The 13,197-nt window shown below is 45.4% G+C and carries 11 protein-coding genes and 1 pseudogene; 10 read left to right on the forward strand and 2 right to left on the reverse strand.

Annotation, left to right across the window (positions count from 1 at the left end):
• Positions 1–91 precede the first annotated feature (91 nt).
• Positions 92–1,369 (reverse strand): annotated as a pseudogene (locus K1I94_RS01585) (ISL3 family transposase).
• Positions 1,370–1,532: 163 nt separating this feature from the next.
• Positions 1,533–3,728, reverse strand: a complete 2,196-nt coding sequence (locus tag K1I94_RS01590; RefSeq protein ID WP_223314197.1) for an LTA synthase family protein — start codon at positions 3,726–3,728, stop codon at positions 1,533–1,535.
• A 250-nt stretch (positions 3,729–3,978) separates the two neighbouring features.
• Here K1I94_RS01590 and K1I94_RS01595 point away from each other — a divergent pair, with 250 nt between their 5' ends.
• From K1I94_RS01595 to pheA, 10 genes are all read left to right on the forward strand, one after another.
• On the forward strand, positions 3,979–5,142 hold the full coding sequence (locus K1I94_RS01595) for a class I SAM-dependent rRNA methyltransferase (protein ID WP_002906179.1): 1,164 nt from the start codon (positions 3,979–3,981) through the stop codon (positions 5,140–5,142).
• Positions 5,139–5,816 (forward strand): type I 3-dehydroquinate dehydratase, encoded by a 678-nt coding sequence (gene aroD, locus K1I94_RS01600; RefSeq protein ID WP_002906180.1) that lies wholly within the window; start codon positions 5,139–5,141, stop codon positions 5,814–5,816. Before K1I94_RS01595 ends, aroD begins: the two co-directional genes overlap by 4 nt.
• The gene (locus K1I94_RS01605; RefSeq protein ID WP_002906181.1) at positions 5,806–6,660 is read left to right on the forward strand and encodes a shikimate dehydrogenase; all 855 of its coding nucleotides are present in this window, start codon (positions 5,806–5,808) and stop codon (positions 6,658–6,660) included. The genes aroD and K1I94_RS01605 overlap by 11 nt, the downstream gene beginning before the upstream one ends.
• Before the next feature lie 10 nt (positions 6,661–6,670).
• Complete coding sequence (gene aroB / locus K1I94_RS01610; protein ID WP_002906183.1) at positions 6,671–7,738, forward strand: 3-dehydroquinate synthase; 1,068 nt, start codon at positions 6,671–6,673, stop codon at positions 7,736–7,738.
• A gap of 91 nt (positions 7,739–7,829) precedes the next feature.
• Positions 7,830–8,996 (forward strand): chorismate synthase, encoded by a 1,167-nt coding sequence (gene aroC, locus K1I94_RS01615; protein ID WP_002906184.1) that lies wholly within the window; start codon positions 7,830–7,832, stop codon positions 8,994–8,996.
• A gap of 15 nt (positions 8,997–9,011) precedes the next feature.
• Complete coding sequence (locus K1I94_RS01620) at positions 9,012–10,118, forward strand: prephenate dehydrogenase (protein ID WP_002906186.1); 1,107 nt, start codon at positions 9,012–9,014, stop codon at positions 10,116–10,118.
• Positions 10,119–10,136: 18 nt separating this feature from the next.
• Complete coding sequence (locus K1I94_RS01625; RefSeq protein WP_002906188.1) at positions 10,137–10,475, forward strand: YlbF/YmcA family competence regulator; 339 nt, start codon at positions 10,137–10,139, stop codon at positions 10,473–10,475.
• A 132-nt stretch (positions 10,476–10,607) separates the two neighbouring features.
• Positions 10,608–11,891: a 3-phosphoshikimate 1-carboxyvinyltransferase gene (gene aroA, locus K1I94_RS01630; protein ID WP_223314198.1), complete on the forward strand. Its 1,284-nt coding sequence runs from the start codon at positions 10,608–10,610 to the stop codon at positions 11,889–11,891.
• Positions 11,884–12,360 carry a shikimate kinase gene (locus K1I94_RS01635; RefSeq protein WP_002906191.1) on the forward strand — a complete coding sequence of 159 codons (477 nt, stop codon included), beginning with the start codon at positions 11,884–11,886 and terminating at the stop codon, positions 12,358–12,360. The genes aroA and K1I94_RS01635 overlap by 8 nt, the downstream gene beginning before the upstream one ends.
• Complete coding sequence (gene pheA, locus K1I94_RS01640; protein ID WP_002906192.1) at positions 12,357–13,190, forward strand: prephenate dehydratase; 834 nt, start codon at positions 12,357–12,359, stop codon at positions 13,188–13,190. The genes K1I94_RS01635 and pheA overlap by 4 nt, the downstream gene beginning before the upstream one ends.
• Positions 13,191–13,197 lie beyond the last annotated feature (7 nt).

Consider the following 13,197-nt stretch of genomic DNA (forward strand, 5'->3'; position numbering starts at 1 on the left):
CTAAAGTTTTCCAACTTTAGAGGTTTTCACTTATCTGCAACTTATCCCTCTTTTTCGGGCTCTTTGTCAACCGTAGTAGGTTGATGAAAAGTTATAATCTGGAGAGGACTAAATCAGTCCTCTCCTTTTTGATATTCAAAGCGATGAGAATTCTAGTTTTAAAGTTTTCAAAGTTTCGAAAGCCAAAAGCATTTCGCTTGATGACTTTGATGAGGTTGTTAGTAGCTTCTAGTTTTGCATTTGAGTAGGGCAGTTCCAGTGCGTTCAGGATCTTATCCTTGTTTTTCAAGAAAGTCTTAAAAACAGTTTGAAAAATAGGATTTACATAAGAAATGGTATCTTCAATGAGTCCAAAGAAATGCTCAGTTTTTTTCTCTTGAAAATGAAAAAGCAGGAGTTGGTAGAGTTTATAGTGTTCTCTGAGTTCTTGAGAGTAAGAAAGTAGCTTTTTCAGAATTTCTCTATTGGTCAAGTGCATGCGAAAAGTTGGACGATAAAAGCGTTTATGGCTGAGTTTACGGCTATCCTGTTGAATGAGTTTCCAGTAGCGTTTCAGCACTTTATATTCGTGAGATTTTCGATCCAACTGATTCATGATTTGGATGCGAAGACGGTTCATAGCCCGGCTGAGATGTTGTACAATGTGAAAACGATCCAGAACGATTTTAGCGTTTGGGAATAGTTTTCTGGCAATATCGTAGTAGGGACTAAACATGTCCATGGTAATGACTTTGACTTGGTTTCGGACCTGTCTGGAATAGCGCAGAAAGTGATTGCGAATCGTTGCTTGAGTCCGCCCATCTTAAGATAGCTATAATCTTTCTGGAATCGAAATCCTGTGCAATGAAGCTCATCTCTATCTGCCGATTGAAACAGTCACTTCCCTGACTGTTTCCACATCCCAGCTCATGTATTCTGGAAGGCAGTTAAGGTCAGTCTTGAACTTGAATTCTTTCAATTTACGAATGACGGTGGAAGTAGAGACAGCTAAGCTTTCAGCGAAGGCTGTCATAGGGACTTTCTCGATTAGTTTTTGAGCGATTTTCTGGTTGACGATGGCTGCGATTTGGTGATTCTTCTTGACTAAGGAAGTCTCTGCGACCGCCATTTTCCTACAGACTTTACAGCGGAAACGGCGCTTTCTCAATCGAACGAGAGTCTTGTAACCCGCACACTCTAAATAGGGAATTTTTGATTCTTTCTGGAAGTCATATTTAGCCATTTATCCTTGAAAGTGGGAGCATTTAGGGGCAGGATAATCTAGCTTAGCGATGATTTCTTTATGTGTACCAGCATCTAGAACATCCAAGATGGTGATGTTAGGGTCTTTTATTCCCAGTAAGTTTGTGATAAAATTGAACTGTTCCATAAGAGTCTTTCTAATGATAGTTTCATCGCTTTTCATTATAGGACTTATGGGACTTTTTTTCTACAACAAAAGAGGCTCCATCATTCCTACAGCGGTTTTACCCACTACAGAAATTATAGAGCCTGAAAAGCCTTAAGTCCATTGGACTTAAGGCTTTTGCTATCTATGGATTGGCTGTGGAGCTAGAGCTGGAAGAGCTCGAGTCTTCTTGACTGCTGTCTTCGTCGCTGCTGCTAGTTTGGAACTGCTCTGGATGCAGTGCACGATAGCTTGGCGAATTAAAGAGGTCCACAGTGGAGACATTGCCTCGCTTAGAGTAAAGACTGGTTGATTGGTCGCCTTTTTCCTTTTCAATAGCCAACAAGGCCTTCATTGAATTAAGATAAGAGTAATCTTTAGGGTTGACCTTGCCTAAGTCATTTCCCTTGTAGAAGCGAATCAAGTCACCGGTTTGAATAGCGTCACTAATCTTCAGCTGAGTATTGGCGGCATTACGAATCTCATCCAGTTCTTTCTTGATGGTTTCGTCTGGATTGGTAATTTCCTCACCGGTTTGGGTGTAGTAGGTCCGTCCGTTGAAGCTAGTGTATTTTGGAGTGACAAAGTTATTGCTGGAGCGGAAAGCCGTGATTTGCTGGTGCTGACTTGATAGCATATCTTGGCCGACCTGAAGGTAGTTTTTAGAGTCAATGCCCAGCAAATGCTCCAATGTTGGCAGCATATCCACTTGACCGGCGTAGGTATCAATGATCTTTCCTTTGTCCATGCCAGGCACCACTACCATGTATGGCACGCGCTGCATCATGGCATTGTCGTAGTTGGACCAAGTCTCAGAGGTCTTTCCTACAAGAGGGGCCAAGTTAGGATTGCGGGTTTGGGAAATTCCAAAGTGATCGCCATAGAGGACAATAATGGAATTTTCATAGAGGCCAGATTCTTTGAGATAGTCAAACAAGGCCTTGACAGAAGAATCTAGATAGTTAGCAGTAGCAAAGTAACCGTTGATGGTTTCATCCTTGGTCTTAGCCAGCGGGAAGCCAATTTCGTCACCAATCAAGCTAGTCGTGTAAGGATAGTGGTTGGAAACCGTGATATACTTAGCATAGAAAGGCTGCTGCAGGTGTTCCAGATATTTGATGGAATCTTTCAGCATAATCTTGTCGTTCAAACCATACTGGAAGGAGTTGGTATCGTCCTGCTTGGTAAAGTATGACGCATCGAAGAAATAGTTATAACCCCATTGCTTGTAAGCTGTATTACGGTTCCAGAAGCTTCCAGTGTTTCCGTGGAAAACAGCGGAAGTGTAGCCGCCGTTTTTGGAAAGAATAAAAGGTGCAGCTTGCTGGGTATTAGTACCACCGTAGTTGACCATGAAGGATCCTTGATTGAGACCGAAGAGTCCAGTTTCAATCATGGTTTCAGCATCAGAAGTCTTACCAGCCTTGACCTGGTTGAAGACATTAGAGAAAGCCAAAGTCGAATTGGAGTGGTAGAGGGAGTTGAGGAAAGGTGTCACCTCGTACTCTTTCCCATCTGCCTGCAGCTTATAGTCAATCAGGAACTGCTGGAAGCTTTCCAGATGGACATAGATAACATTGCGGCCTTTGGCAATCCCGTAATATTCTGGATTAGGCTCCGCATAGTGGGATTGGATATATTCTGTTACTGGTTCCAAGTCTTTTTCAGAAGCTTTGGAGCGCTCACGATTGGCGGTATATGTCTGGTTGGCACTGTAACCTAGAAAGGCTGGCAAGCCCAGAGCCCGAACGACATAATAGTTGGAAAATCCACGTGACAAGAGCTCAGGCCGGTCAATTTCAGCCAAGAAAAGGTTGGCTGAGAAAAGCATGGCGGACAAGGAGGTTACAGCAAAGCTGGCGCGTTTATTGAAAGGCCGATCATCCATACGGATGTATTTCTTAAAGAATAAGAAGGCCAAAATCGGGAAATCAATCAGATAAAGAATATCCCAAGGGCGGAAGAGCTCAAGTGCTGCTTCCCCAAGTCCAGCTGAAACGCTGCTAGAAGCCAGCATAGTGTTGACCGTAACAAAGTCACTGAACTCGCGGTAGTAAATGGAATTAGATACCAGCCAAGCAAAGAGGAGCAGATAGATTCCGAAGGCTAGGCTGTAGAATAATTTGGTTCGTTTTACATAAAGTGCTAGACCTAGCAGCAAGAGGCTGATAGGGAAAGGGTTTATAATAGCTAAAAATACTTGATAGGCACCTTGGATATCAAGGTTAAAATCAATCGTGTAGGCCCACATGGTTTTTATCCAATAGAGGACCAGTAAAATCAAGACAAAACCTAGTCTCGTACTCATGAAATTGAGTAAATTCTTGGTTATTTTTTTCACAAAAAGTTACTTCCTTGTCTTATTTCCTAAAAATTTTCTCCTCTAAGTATAACATAATTTCTCCAGTTAAGGAAAATTTGAGCCGTATTTGAGATATTTTAAATCGGCGAAATTGTAATATTCCTATGAAAGCCTTATCCTCTCTATAGAGAGGTTTATAGTCGTTTTGCACTCGTTTGTGAAATCTTTTATTAACTCAAATGTAAAATATGTTTTGAGAATTTTCACAATCTTTGGTATAATATAATTTATGAATAAACTTACTGTTACTCAACAGGCAGAAGAAAAACTGAGAAAGGGCATTCTTTTATTAGATAAAAAGGATTTTGGCGCTCTCTCGCTTCAGAATCAATGTGTGGAGCTACAAAACCGTCAGGGAAAGTTTTTAGGCACAGCCTATCTCTCTCCGCAGAATAAGGGAGTTGGCTGGCTGATTTCCCAGAAGAATGTAGAGCTGAACTCGGATTTTTTTCAAGGTCTCTTTGAGCAGGCTAAGAGCAGACGTTCTGCTTATTTTCATTCGTCTGACACGACAGCCTTTCGACTCTTTAATCAAGAGGGGGATGGCTTCGGTGGCTTCACAGTGGATTTCTACAATGACTTTGCGCTTTTTTCTTGGTACAATGACTTTGTCTTTGCTATAAAGGAGCGGATTCTGACAGCCTTCGCTAAGGTTTTCCCAGAGATTCAGGGAGCTTATGAAAAGATTCGTTTCAAGGGTTTGGACTATGAATCGGCCCATCTCTACGGAGAGGAGGCTCCAGAAACCTTCACAGTCTTGGAGAACGGTGTTCGCTATCAGGTTTTTCTGAATGACGGTCTCATGACCGGTATCTTTCTGGATCAGCACGAGGTGCGTGCCAGTCTGGTAGATGGTCTGGCTGCTGGTAAAAGTTTACTCAATATGTTTTCCTATACAGCTGCTTTTTCAGTAGCAGCAGCCATGGGCGGTGCCAGTCAGACAGTATCAGTTGATTTGGCCAAGCGAAGCCGTGAGCTGTCTGAAGCTCATTTTATGGCCAATGGTCTGACACTGGATCAGCATCGCTTTCAGGTGATGGATGTCTTTGATTATTTTAAATACGCTAAGCGTCACGCTCTAAGCTTTGATGTCATTGTGATAGATCCGCCTAGCTTTGCCAGAAATAAAAAGCGAACATTTTCAGTTGCTAAAGATTATCATCGTTTGGTTGCACAAGCTTTGGAAATCCTGAATCCTAAGGGAATCATGATTTTAAGTACCAATGCAGCCAATCTTTCCAAAAGTAAGTTTAAACAAGAAATTGAAAAAGGCCTTGCCGGCAGAAAGCACCGCTATCTTGCGGAGTATGGCTTGCCAGCAGACTTTGTCTATAATAAAAAAGACGGGAGCAGTAATTACCTCAAGGTATTTACAATAAAGGTGGACCAATGAAATTAGTCGTTTCTGTAATGCCCAAGAGTTTAGAAGAAGCTCAAGAAATTGATGTATCACGCTATGAAGATGCGGATATTATTGAGTGGCGGGCAGATTTTCTGGCCAAGGATGATATTTTAAATGTTGCGCCAGCTATTTTTGAAAAATTTGCCGGACGTGAATTGATTTTCACGCTGCGGACCCGTCAGGAAGGCGGAGAAATCGAACTATCCGATGATGAATACGTAGCTCTCATAAAGGAAGTGGCCGGTTTTTACCAGCCGGATTATATCGACTTTGAATATTTCTCTCACAAGGGGAAATTTGAAGAAATGCTAGAGTTTCCTAATCTGGTGTTAAGCTACCATAATTTCGAAGAAACACCTGAAAATATGATGGAAATTCTGTCTGAGCTGACTTCTCTGACCCCTAAGGTGGTCAAGGTTTCTGTCATGGCTCATAATGAGCAGGATGTGCTGGACTTGATGAACTATACTCGCGGTTTCAAGACTTTGAATCCTGAGCAGGATTTTGTCACCATTTCCATGGGAAAAGTCGGCAAAATTTCACGCATTGCGGCTGACTTGACAGGTTCCAGCTGGTCATTTGCCAGTCAGGATATGGCGTCAGCACCTGGTCAGATTTCTCTGAGCAATATGAAGAAAATCCAGGAGATTTTGAATGAGAATTAATGGCCACACCCGCATGGCTGCTGTGGTTGCCAAGCCAATTAAGCACAGTATTTCTCCTCTTATTCACAATATGGCTTTTGAAAAGACTGGTGTCAATGGTGTTTATCTAGCTTGGGAAGTAGAAGCAAAGGATCTGCAGGCCAGTATAGAAAATATCCGCAGATACGATATGTTTGGTGTCAATCTTTCCATGCCCTACAAGCAGGAAGTGATACCTTATTTGGATGAGCTGGATGTCAGCGCCCGCCTTATCGGAGCAGTCAATACCGTTGTGAATAAAAATGGAATTTTAGTTGGTTATAACACAGATGGCAAGGGATTTTTTAAGAGCTTGCCTTCTTTTGCTATTCGGGGAAAAAAAATGACGATTTTGGGGGCAGGTGGAGCAGCGACAGCGATTATTGCCCAAGCAGCTTTGGACAATGCAGAGGAAATTTTCGTCTTTACTCGGCAAGCTTCCTATGAGAAGACAGTCAGCAAAATGGCAGTTATCAGCCACCAAACCAAGAGTCGTATCCAAGTACTAACCTTGGAGGATGCGGATAGCTTGCAGAATACAATCAACCAATCAGACCTTCTGGTAAATGGGACCAGTCTAGGTATGGATGGCATCAGCATGCCCCTGCCTGAACAGATTGAGTCGCCTAGCCAGATTTTAGTTGCGGATGTTATCTACCAACCTTTTGAAACGCCCTTTCTCAAATGGGCCAGAAATCAAAATGTCACAGCGGTCAATGGACTTGGTATGCTGCTCTATCAGGGAGCAGAAGCCTTTGAGCTTTGGACCGGCAAGACCATGCCCAGTCAGGAAATTTGGCAGTGTTTAGAAGAATTATACAAATAAGGAGGCGCTTATGAAATTGAATGTGAATCTCCCGCATCATCCCTATGATATTCTCATCGAAAAGGGGTCTTTATCTCAGGCTGGAAGTTGGCTGAGTCAGCTTTGGCAGCCTCAAAAGGTAGTTATCGTCACGGACAATCGAGTGGCTCGACTCTATGCGGAAAAGGTCAAGCTGAGCTTGGAAGCGGCTGGATTTGAGACTTTTGTCTTTGACTTTTTGGAGGGTGAAGCCAGCAAGAACTTAAAGACGGTCAACAAAGTCTATGAGTTTTTGGTCAAGGTTGGTCTGACCCGCAGCGATGGTATCGTGGCCTTGGGTGGCGGTGTTGTCGGTGATTTGGCGGGCTTTGTTGCCTCTACCTATATGCGGGGCGTTCATTTTGTGCAGATTCCGACCAGTCTGACAGCTCAAGTGGACTCCTCTATCGGTGGTAAGACAGGTGTCAATACGCCTTGGGCAAAGAATATGGTCGGGACCTTTACCCAGCCTGACGGAGTTCTGATTGACCCAGATGTCTTGCAGACCTTAGGGCAACGTGAATTGATTGAAGGCATGGGCGAGGTGGTCAAGTACGGCTTGATTGAGGATAAGGAACTCTGGAATGAGCTTTCAGAAATGGATGGAAGTCCAGAGTCTATTTTGGAGCATGCAGAGAGCATCATCTACCATTCCTGCGATGTCAAGCGTAAGATTGTGGTCGAGGATGAGCTGGATAATGGCGTCCGCCTCTATCTGAATTTCGGCCATACTATTGGGCACGCTATTGAGGCGACAGCGGGTTATGGAAAAGTCATGCATGGTGAAGCTGTGGCGATTGGCATGGTACAGGTTTCTCGTGTCGCTGAAAAGAAAGGCCTCATGCCAGTTGGAATCACAGAAGACATCATCCGTATGTGTCAGAAGTTTGGCTTGCCGGTGGATTATCAGCCATGGAATGAGAATGCTCTTTATCAGGCCTTAACCCATGATAAGAAGGCTCGAGGCAATTCTATCAAGCTGGTATTGGTGCCCGAGCTGGGTTCGGCAAGTATTCACCAGATTCCGCTGGAAGAGATGAAAGAATTTCTGAAGAAATAAGTGCCAGATGGAGTTTAAGACGATTGGACAGTTTGGATGAAAAAATAGACAGAATGTCCAACTTTTTCCATCTCAGAATAGGAGAAAATGTATGAGATACTTAACTGCAGGAGAATCCCACGGACCACGTCTGACAGCTATTATTGAGGGAGTGCCGGCTGGTCTTCCTTTGACCGCTGACTATATCAATGCTGAGCTCAAGCGACGCCAGGGTGGTTACGGTCGCGGTGCCCGCATGAAGATTGAAAGCGATCAAGTCGAGATTACGTCTGGGGTTCGTCATGGCTTGACCATGGGCGGACCGATTACCCTCAATGTCACGAATCTGGATCACCAGAAGTGGCTGGAGATTATGAGCGCAGCTGATGTGGACCAAAAGAAAAAAGGCTTGCGCAAGATTACCAAACCACGCCCTGGCCATGCTGACTTGGTCGGAGGTATGAAATACCGCTTTGATGATTTGCGAAATTCCCTAGAGCGCTCTTCTGCACGGGAAACGACCATGCGTGTAGCAGTCGGAGCAGTAGCCAAGCGCTTACTGGAAGAAATCGGTGTAGAGGTAGCCAGCCATATCGTAACCTTTGGCGGCATTGATATTGATGTGCCAGATCAGCTCACTGTAGCAGAAATCAAGGAAAGAGCTGCTCAGTCAGAGGTTTCCATTGTCAATCCCGATCGCGAAGAAGAAATCAAGACCTACATTGATCAGATTAAGAAAGACGGGGATACCATCGGCGGTGTCATTGAGACTGTCGTTGGCGGTGTTCCGGTTGGTCTGGGCTCCTATGTCCAATGGGACAAGAAGCTGGACGCCAAGATTGCTCAAGGAGTCGTGTCTATCAATGCTTTCAAGGGAGTTGAGTTTGGCGTGGGCTTTGAAGCCGGTCGTCTCAAGGGCAGTCAAGTCATGGATGAAATCCTCTGGTCTGAGGAAGATGGCTTCACTCGCAGAACCAATAATCTAGGCGGCTTTGAGGGCGGTATGACCAATGGTCAGCCAATCGTGGTTCGCGGTGTTATGAAGCCCATTCCAACCCTTTACAAGCCACTGATGAGCGTGGATATTGAGACCCACGAGCCTTATAAGGCGACAGTAGAACGGAGCGATCCTACTGCTCTGCCTGCAGCGGGTGTTGTCATGGAAAGCGTGGTGGCAACAGTTTTAGCCACTGAAGTTCTGGAGAAGTTCTCTTCGGACAATTTAGAAGAACTAAAGGATGCGGTAGCCCGCCATCGGGAATTTGTCAAGAACTTTTAGAAGAGAGGAGTGGGCATGGAGAGAAAAACTGTCTATATCGCAGGTCTGGGACTGATTGGAGCTTCCTTGGCTCTGGGCATCAAGCGTGACCACCCTGAGTATGAAGTTCTCGGCTACAACCGCGGTGAGGAATCGCGCAGAGTCGCCTTGGAACGTGGAATGGTAGACCGGGTAACGGATGATTTTGCCGCCTTTGCTCCATTGGCTGATGTGATTATTCTAGCTGTGCCCATTAAGCAGACCATAGCATTTATCAAGGATATAGCAGAGCTGAGCCTGAAGGAAAATGTTATCATCTCAGATGCTGGATCAACCAAGGCTGAGATTGTGGCAGCAGCAGAAAAGTATCTGCAGAATAAGCCCGTCCGTTTTGTTGGTGCTCACCCTATGGCCGGAAGTCACAAGACCGGAGCCAAGGCTGCCCATGTCACTCTCTTTGAAAATGCCTATTATATCTTTACGCCCTCTAGCCTAACCAAGTCAGGTACTCTTGAGGAAATGAGAGACTTGCTGAGTGGTCTTCATGCCCGCTTTATCCAAGTGGACGCAGCCGAGCACGACCGAGTGACCAGTCAAATCAGCCATTTTCCGCATATCCTAGCCTCCAGTCTTATGGAGCAAGCGGCAGCTTATAGCCAAGAGCATGAGCTGACCCAGTCTTTTGCAGCTGGCGGTTTTCGAGATATGACGCGGATTGCAGAGAGTGAGCCTGGTATGTGGACCTCTATTCTCTTGACCAATCCTCAAGCTATCTTGGATCGGCTGGAAGATTTTAAAGACCAGTTAGACAAGGTTGCCGCAGCGATTGAGGCTAAGGACGAGACAGCTATCTGGGAATTTTTCGACCGAGGACGGCAGAGCCGCAAGCAGATGGAAATTCATAAGCGGGCCGGTGTGGACAGCTTTTATGACCTCTTTATTGAAGTGCCCGACGAAGAAGATGCGATTTTGGGCATTCTGGAGCTTCTGCGCGGAATTTCAGTTGTCAATATTCGTATCAACGAGGAAAACCGAGAAGATATAAATGGTATTCTGCAAATCACCTTTAAAAATCACCAAGATTTGGAAAAATCTGCTAAAATAGTAAGAGAAAATACGGATTACCTAGTGTCCGAAGACTAATATAGATTGGAGAACTCTATGTCAAATATTTATGATTTAGCCAATGAACTGAGCAGAAATCTGCGTGAATTGCCTGAGTACCAAGCAGTCGCAGAAAGCAAGAAAGCAGTAGATGCTGATAGCGAAGCGAAGGCTATTTTTGCGGATTATCTGACTTTCCAGCAGGAGTTGCAACAGCTGGCTCATACTGGTCAGGTACCGACTCAGGAGGTACAGGACAAGATGACTTCCTTTGGTGAGAAGATTCAGGGCAATGCTGTTCTTTCTGAATTCTTCAATAAGCAGCAGCAATTGTCCATCTATCTAGCGGACATTGAGCGTATCATCTTTGATCCGGTGCAGGATTTGCTTAAGTAAGCTAATAAAAAAGAGGAATCTGGGCTGAATACCTGGATTCTTTTTGCTTCAGCTAGGATTCCAGAAATTTTAAGAATTTCTGGTCTTTTTATGATAAAATAAGAAGCAACAAAGGAAAGTACGAGGTCACCTATGAAATTATCAACCAATGTAAGAGGCCTGAAAGGGCGTATCCGCGTACCTGGAGATAAGTCTATCAGTCACCGTTCCATTATTTTTGGCAGTTTGGCCAAGGGGGTCACTACTGTTCGCGACATTCTGCGAGGAGAAGATGTGCTGTCTACCATGCAGGTTTTTCGTGACTTAGGCGTGCAGATTGAGGACGATGGAAATCTAGTCAAGATACATGGTGTAGGATTTGAAGGTCTGCAAGCACCGAAAAATAAGCTGGATATGGGCAATTCTGGAACGTCTATCCGTTTGATTTCTGGTGTTTTGGCTGGTCAGGATTTCGAAGCGGAGATGTTTGGTGACGACAGTCTATCCAAGCGCCCTATGGATCGGGTGACCATCCCTCTGCGGCAGATGGGAGTCGAGATTGCTGGTCGGACTGAGCGTGATTTACCACCGCTCAAGATGAAGGGCAGTAGGGAACTGAAGTCTATTCATTATCAGCTGCCAGTGGCTTCTGCTCAGGTTAAGTCGGCCTTGATTTTTGCTGCCCTGCAGGCTCAGGGAGAGTCGATTATTATAGAAAAGGAAATCACTCGTAATCATACAGAAGATATGATTGCCCAATTTGGTGGGCAGATTGAAGTCAAGGGGAAGGAAATTCGCATTCAGGGCAGTCAGGAATTCACTGCCCAAGAAGTGACGGTCCCAGGAGACATTTCCAGCGCGGCTTTCTGGCTGGTGGCTGGATTGATTGTACCGGACTCTAAGATTGTCTTAGAGAATGTCGGCATCAATGAAACTCGTACAGGGATTCTAGAAGTGATAGAGGCCATGGGCGGACAGATGACGCTGTCAGATGTTGATCCAGTAGCCAAGTCTGCAACCATTACCGTTGAGACTTCTGAGCTTAAGGGCACTGAGATTGGCGGCGAGATTATCCCGCGCTTGATCGATGAGCTGCCGATTATTGCTCTTCTTGCGACGCAGGCTCAGGGACGGACTGTCATTCGTGATGCAGAGGAGCTCAAAGTCAAGGAAACCGACCGGATCCAGGTAGTAGCAGACGCTCTCAATAGCATGGGCGCAGCTATTACCCCGACGGAAGACGGCATGATTATCGAAGGGAAAACACCTTTACACGGCGCACAGGTCAACACCTTGGGTGACCATCGCATTGGGATGATGACGGCAATTGCTGCTTTGTTGGCTCAAAGTGGTCAGGTAGAACTTGAGCGGTCTGAAGCCATTAAGACCAGCTATCCAAGCTTCTTCAGCGACTTGGAGGGCTTGATGCATGGCTAGGATATTGCTAGGCTTTATGGGAGCCGGAAAATCCACAGTGGCCCGAGGCTTAGCCCAAGACTTTGTCGATATGGATGAACTGCTCTGCCAGCGGCTGGGCATGTCAATCAAGGACTATTTTGACCAGCATGGTGAAGCGGCCTTTCGGGCTGCTGAAGTCCAGCTCTTGGCTGAGTTGATTGATACGGACTTGGTGGTCTCAACTGGCGGCGGTGTGGTGGTCAGCCCTGAAAATCGCAGACTGCTGGCTCAGAATGCTGACAATATCTACCTGAAAGCAGATTTTGAAACGCTCTACCAGCGAATTCAGCAGGATGCTGAGCAAGAGCGGCCTCTGTTCTTAAACCAGAGCAAATCAGACTTGCAGCAGATTTTTGAGCAGCGTCAGGCCTGGTATGAGGAAGTAGCGACCCAGATTGTTGATACGAGGCTCAAAAGCCCGCAGGAAATTATTGAGGAAATTCAATGAAAATAGCATTTTTAGGTCCTAGAGGCTCCTTTTCTCACCATGTAGCCCAGGCTGCTTTTCCCAGCCAGGACTTGGTGCCCTATCAGAATATCACCGAGGTCATGAAGGCTTATGAGGCTAGGGAAGTGGATTACTCGGTTGTTCCGGTGGAAAATTCCATTGAGGGCAGTGTCCATGAGACGTTGGACTATCTCTTTCATCAAGCAGATATTCAGGCGGTGGCTGAGATTGTACAGCCCATCAAGCAGCAGCTCTTGGTGACCGATTTGGAGAAGCCGATCAAGAAGATATTTTCTCATCCGCAGGCTATTGCCCAAGGAAAGAAATACATCCGCCAGCATTATCCGCAGGCTGCCATTGAGGTGACAGCTAGTACGGCCTATGCAGCTCGTTTTGTGGCAGAACATCCTGAAAAGAATTTTGCGGCTATTGCCCCGCGCACGGCTGCAGCAGAATACGGGCTTAAAGTAGCAGCCAGCGACATTCAGGAAATGGAAGAAAATTATACCCGCTTCTGGATTCTAGGTCATGAGGTGCCTGAGCTTGAACTGGTCAAGGTAGGAGACAAGCAGACACTGGCTTTGACCCTGCCGGACAATTTGCCTGGTGCCCTCTATAAGGCTTTGTCGACCTTTGCTTGGCGTGGGATTGACCTGACCAAGATTGAGAGCCGGCCTCTAAAAACGGCTTTGGGAGAGTATTTCTTCATTATTGACATTGACAACGAACAGAAAAAATTGGCGGATTTTGCCTATCAAGAGTTGACAAGTCTTGGAATTACTTATAAAATTTTTGGTAGCTACAGTGTGTTTCTGATTCAGGACAAGTAGCAGTAGA

Origin of the sequence: Streptococcus sanguinis (assembly GCF_019929145.1) — a bacterium.
Lineage (GTDB): Bacteria > Bacillota > Bacilli > Lactobacillales > Streptococcaceae > Streptococcus > Streptococcus sanguinis_U.

Bases quoted from the DNA above. Each gene is read 5' to 3' on its own strand.
- K1I94_RS01595 (WP_002906179.1), top strand. From the start codon at position 3,979: ATGAATAAACTTACTGTTACTCAACAGGCAGAAGAAAAACTGAGAAAG.
- aroD (WP_002906180.1), top strand. From the start codon at position 5,139: ATGAAATTAGTCGTTTCTGTAATGCCCAAGAGTTTAGAAGAAGCTCAA.
- K1I94_RS01605 (WP_002906181.1), top strand. From the start codon at position 5,806: ATGAGAATTAATGGCCACACCCGCATGGCTGCTGTGGTTGCCAAGCCA.
- aroB (WP_002906183.1), top strand. From the start codon at position 6,671: ATGAAATTGAATGTGAATCTCCCGCATCATCCCTATGATATTCTCATC.
- aroC (WP_002906184.1), top strand. From the start codon at position 7,830: ATGAGATACTTAACTGCAGGAGAATCCCACGGACCACGTCTGACAGCT.
- K1I94_RS01620 (WP_002906186.1), top strand. From the start codon at position 9,012: ATGGAGAGAAAAACTGTCTATATCGCAGGTCTGGGACTGATTGGAGCT.
- K1I94_RS01625 (WP_002906188.1), top strand. From the start codon at position 10,137: ATGTCAAATATTTATGATTTAGCCAATGAACTGAGCAGAAATCTGCGT.
- aroA (WP_223314198.1), top strand. From the start codon at position 10,608: ATGAAATTATCAACCAATGTAAGAGGCCTGAAAGGGCGTATCCGCGTA.
- K1I94_RS01635 (WP_002906191.1), top strand. From the start codon at position 11,884: ATGGCTAGGATATTGCTAGGCTTTATGGGAGCCGGAAAATCCACAGTG.
- pheA (WP_002906192.1), top strand. From the start codon at position 12,357: ATGAAAATAGCATTTTTAGGTCCTAGAGGCTCCTTTTCTCACCATGTA.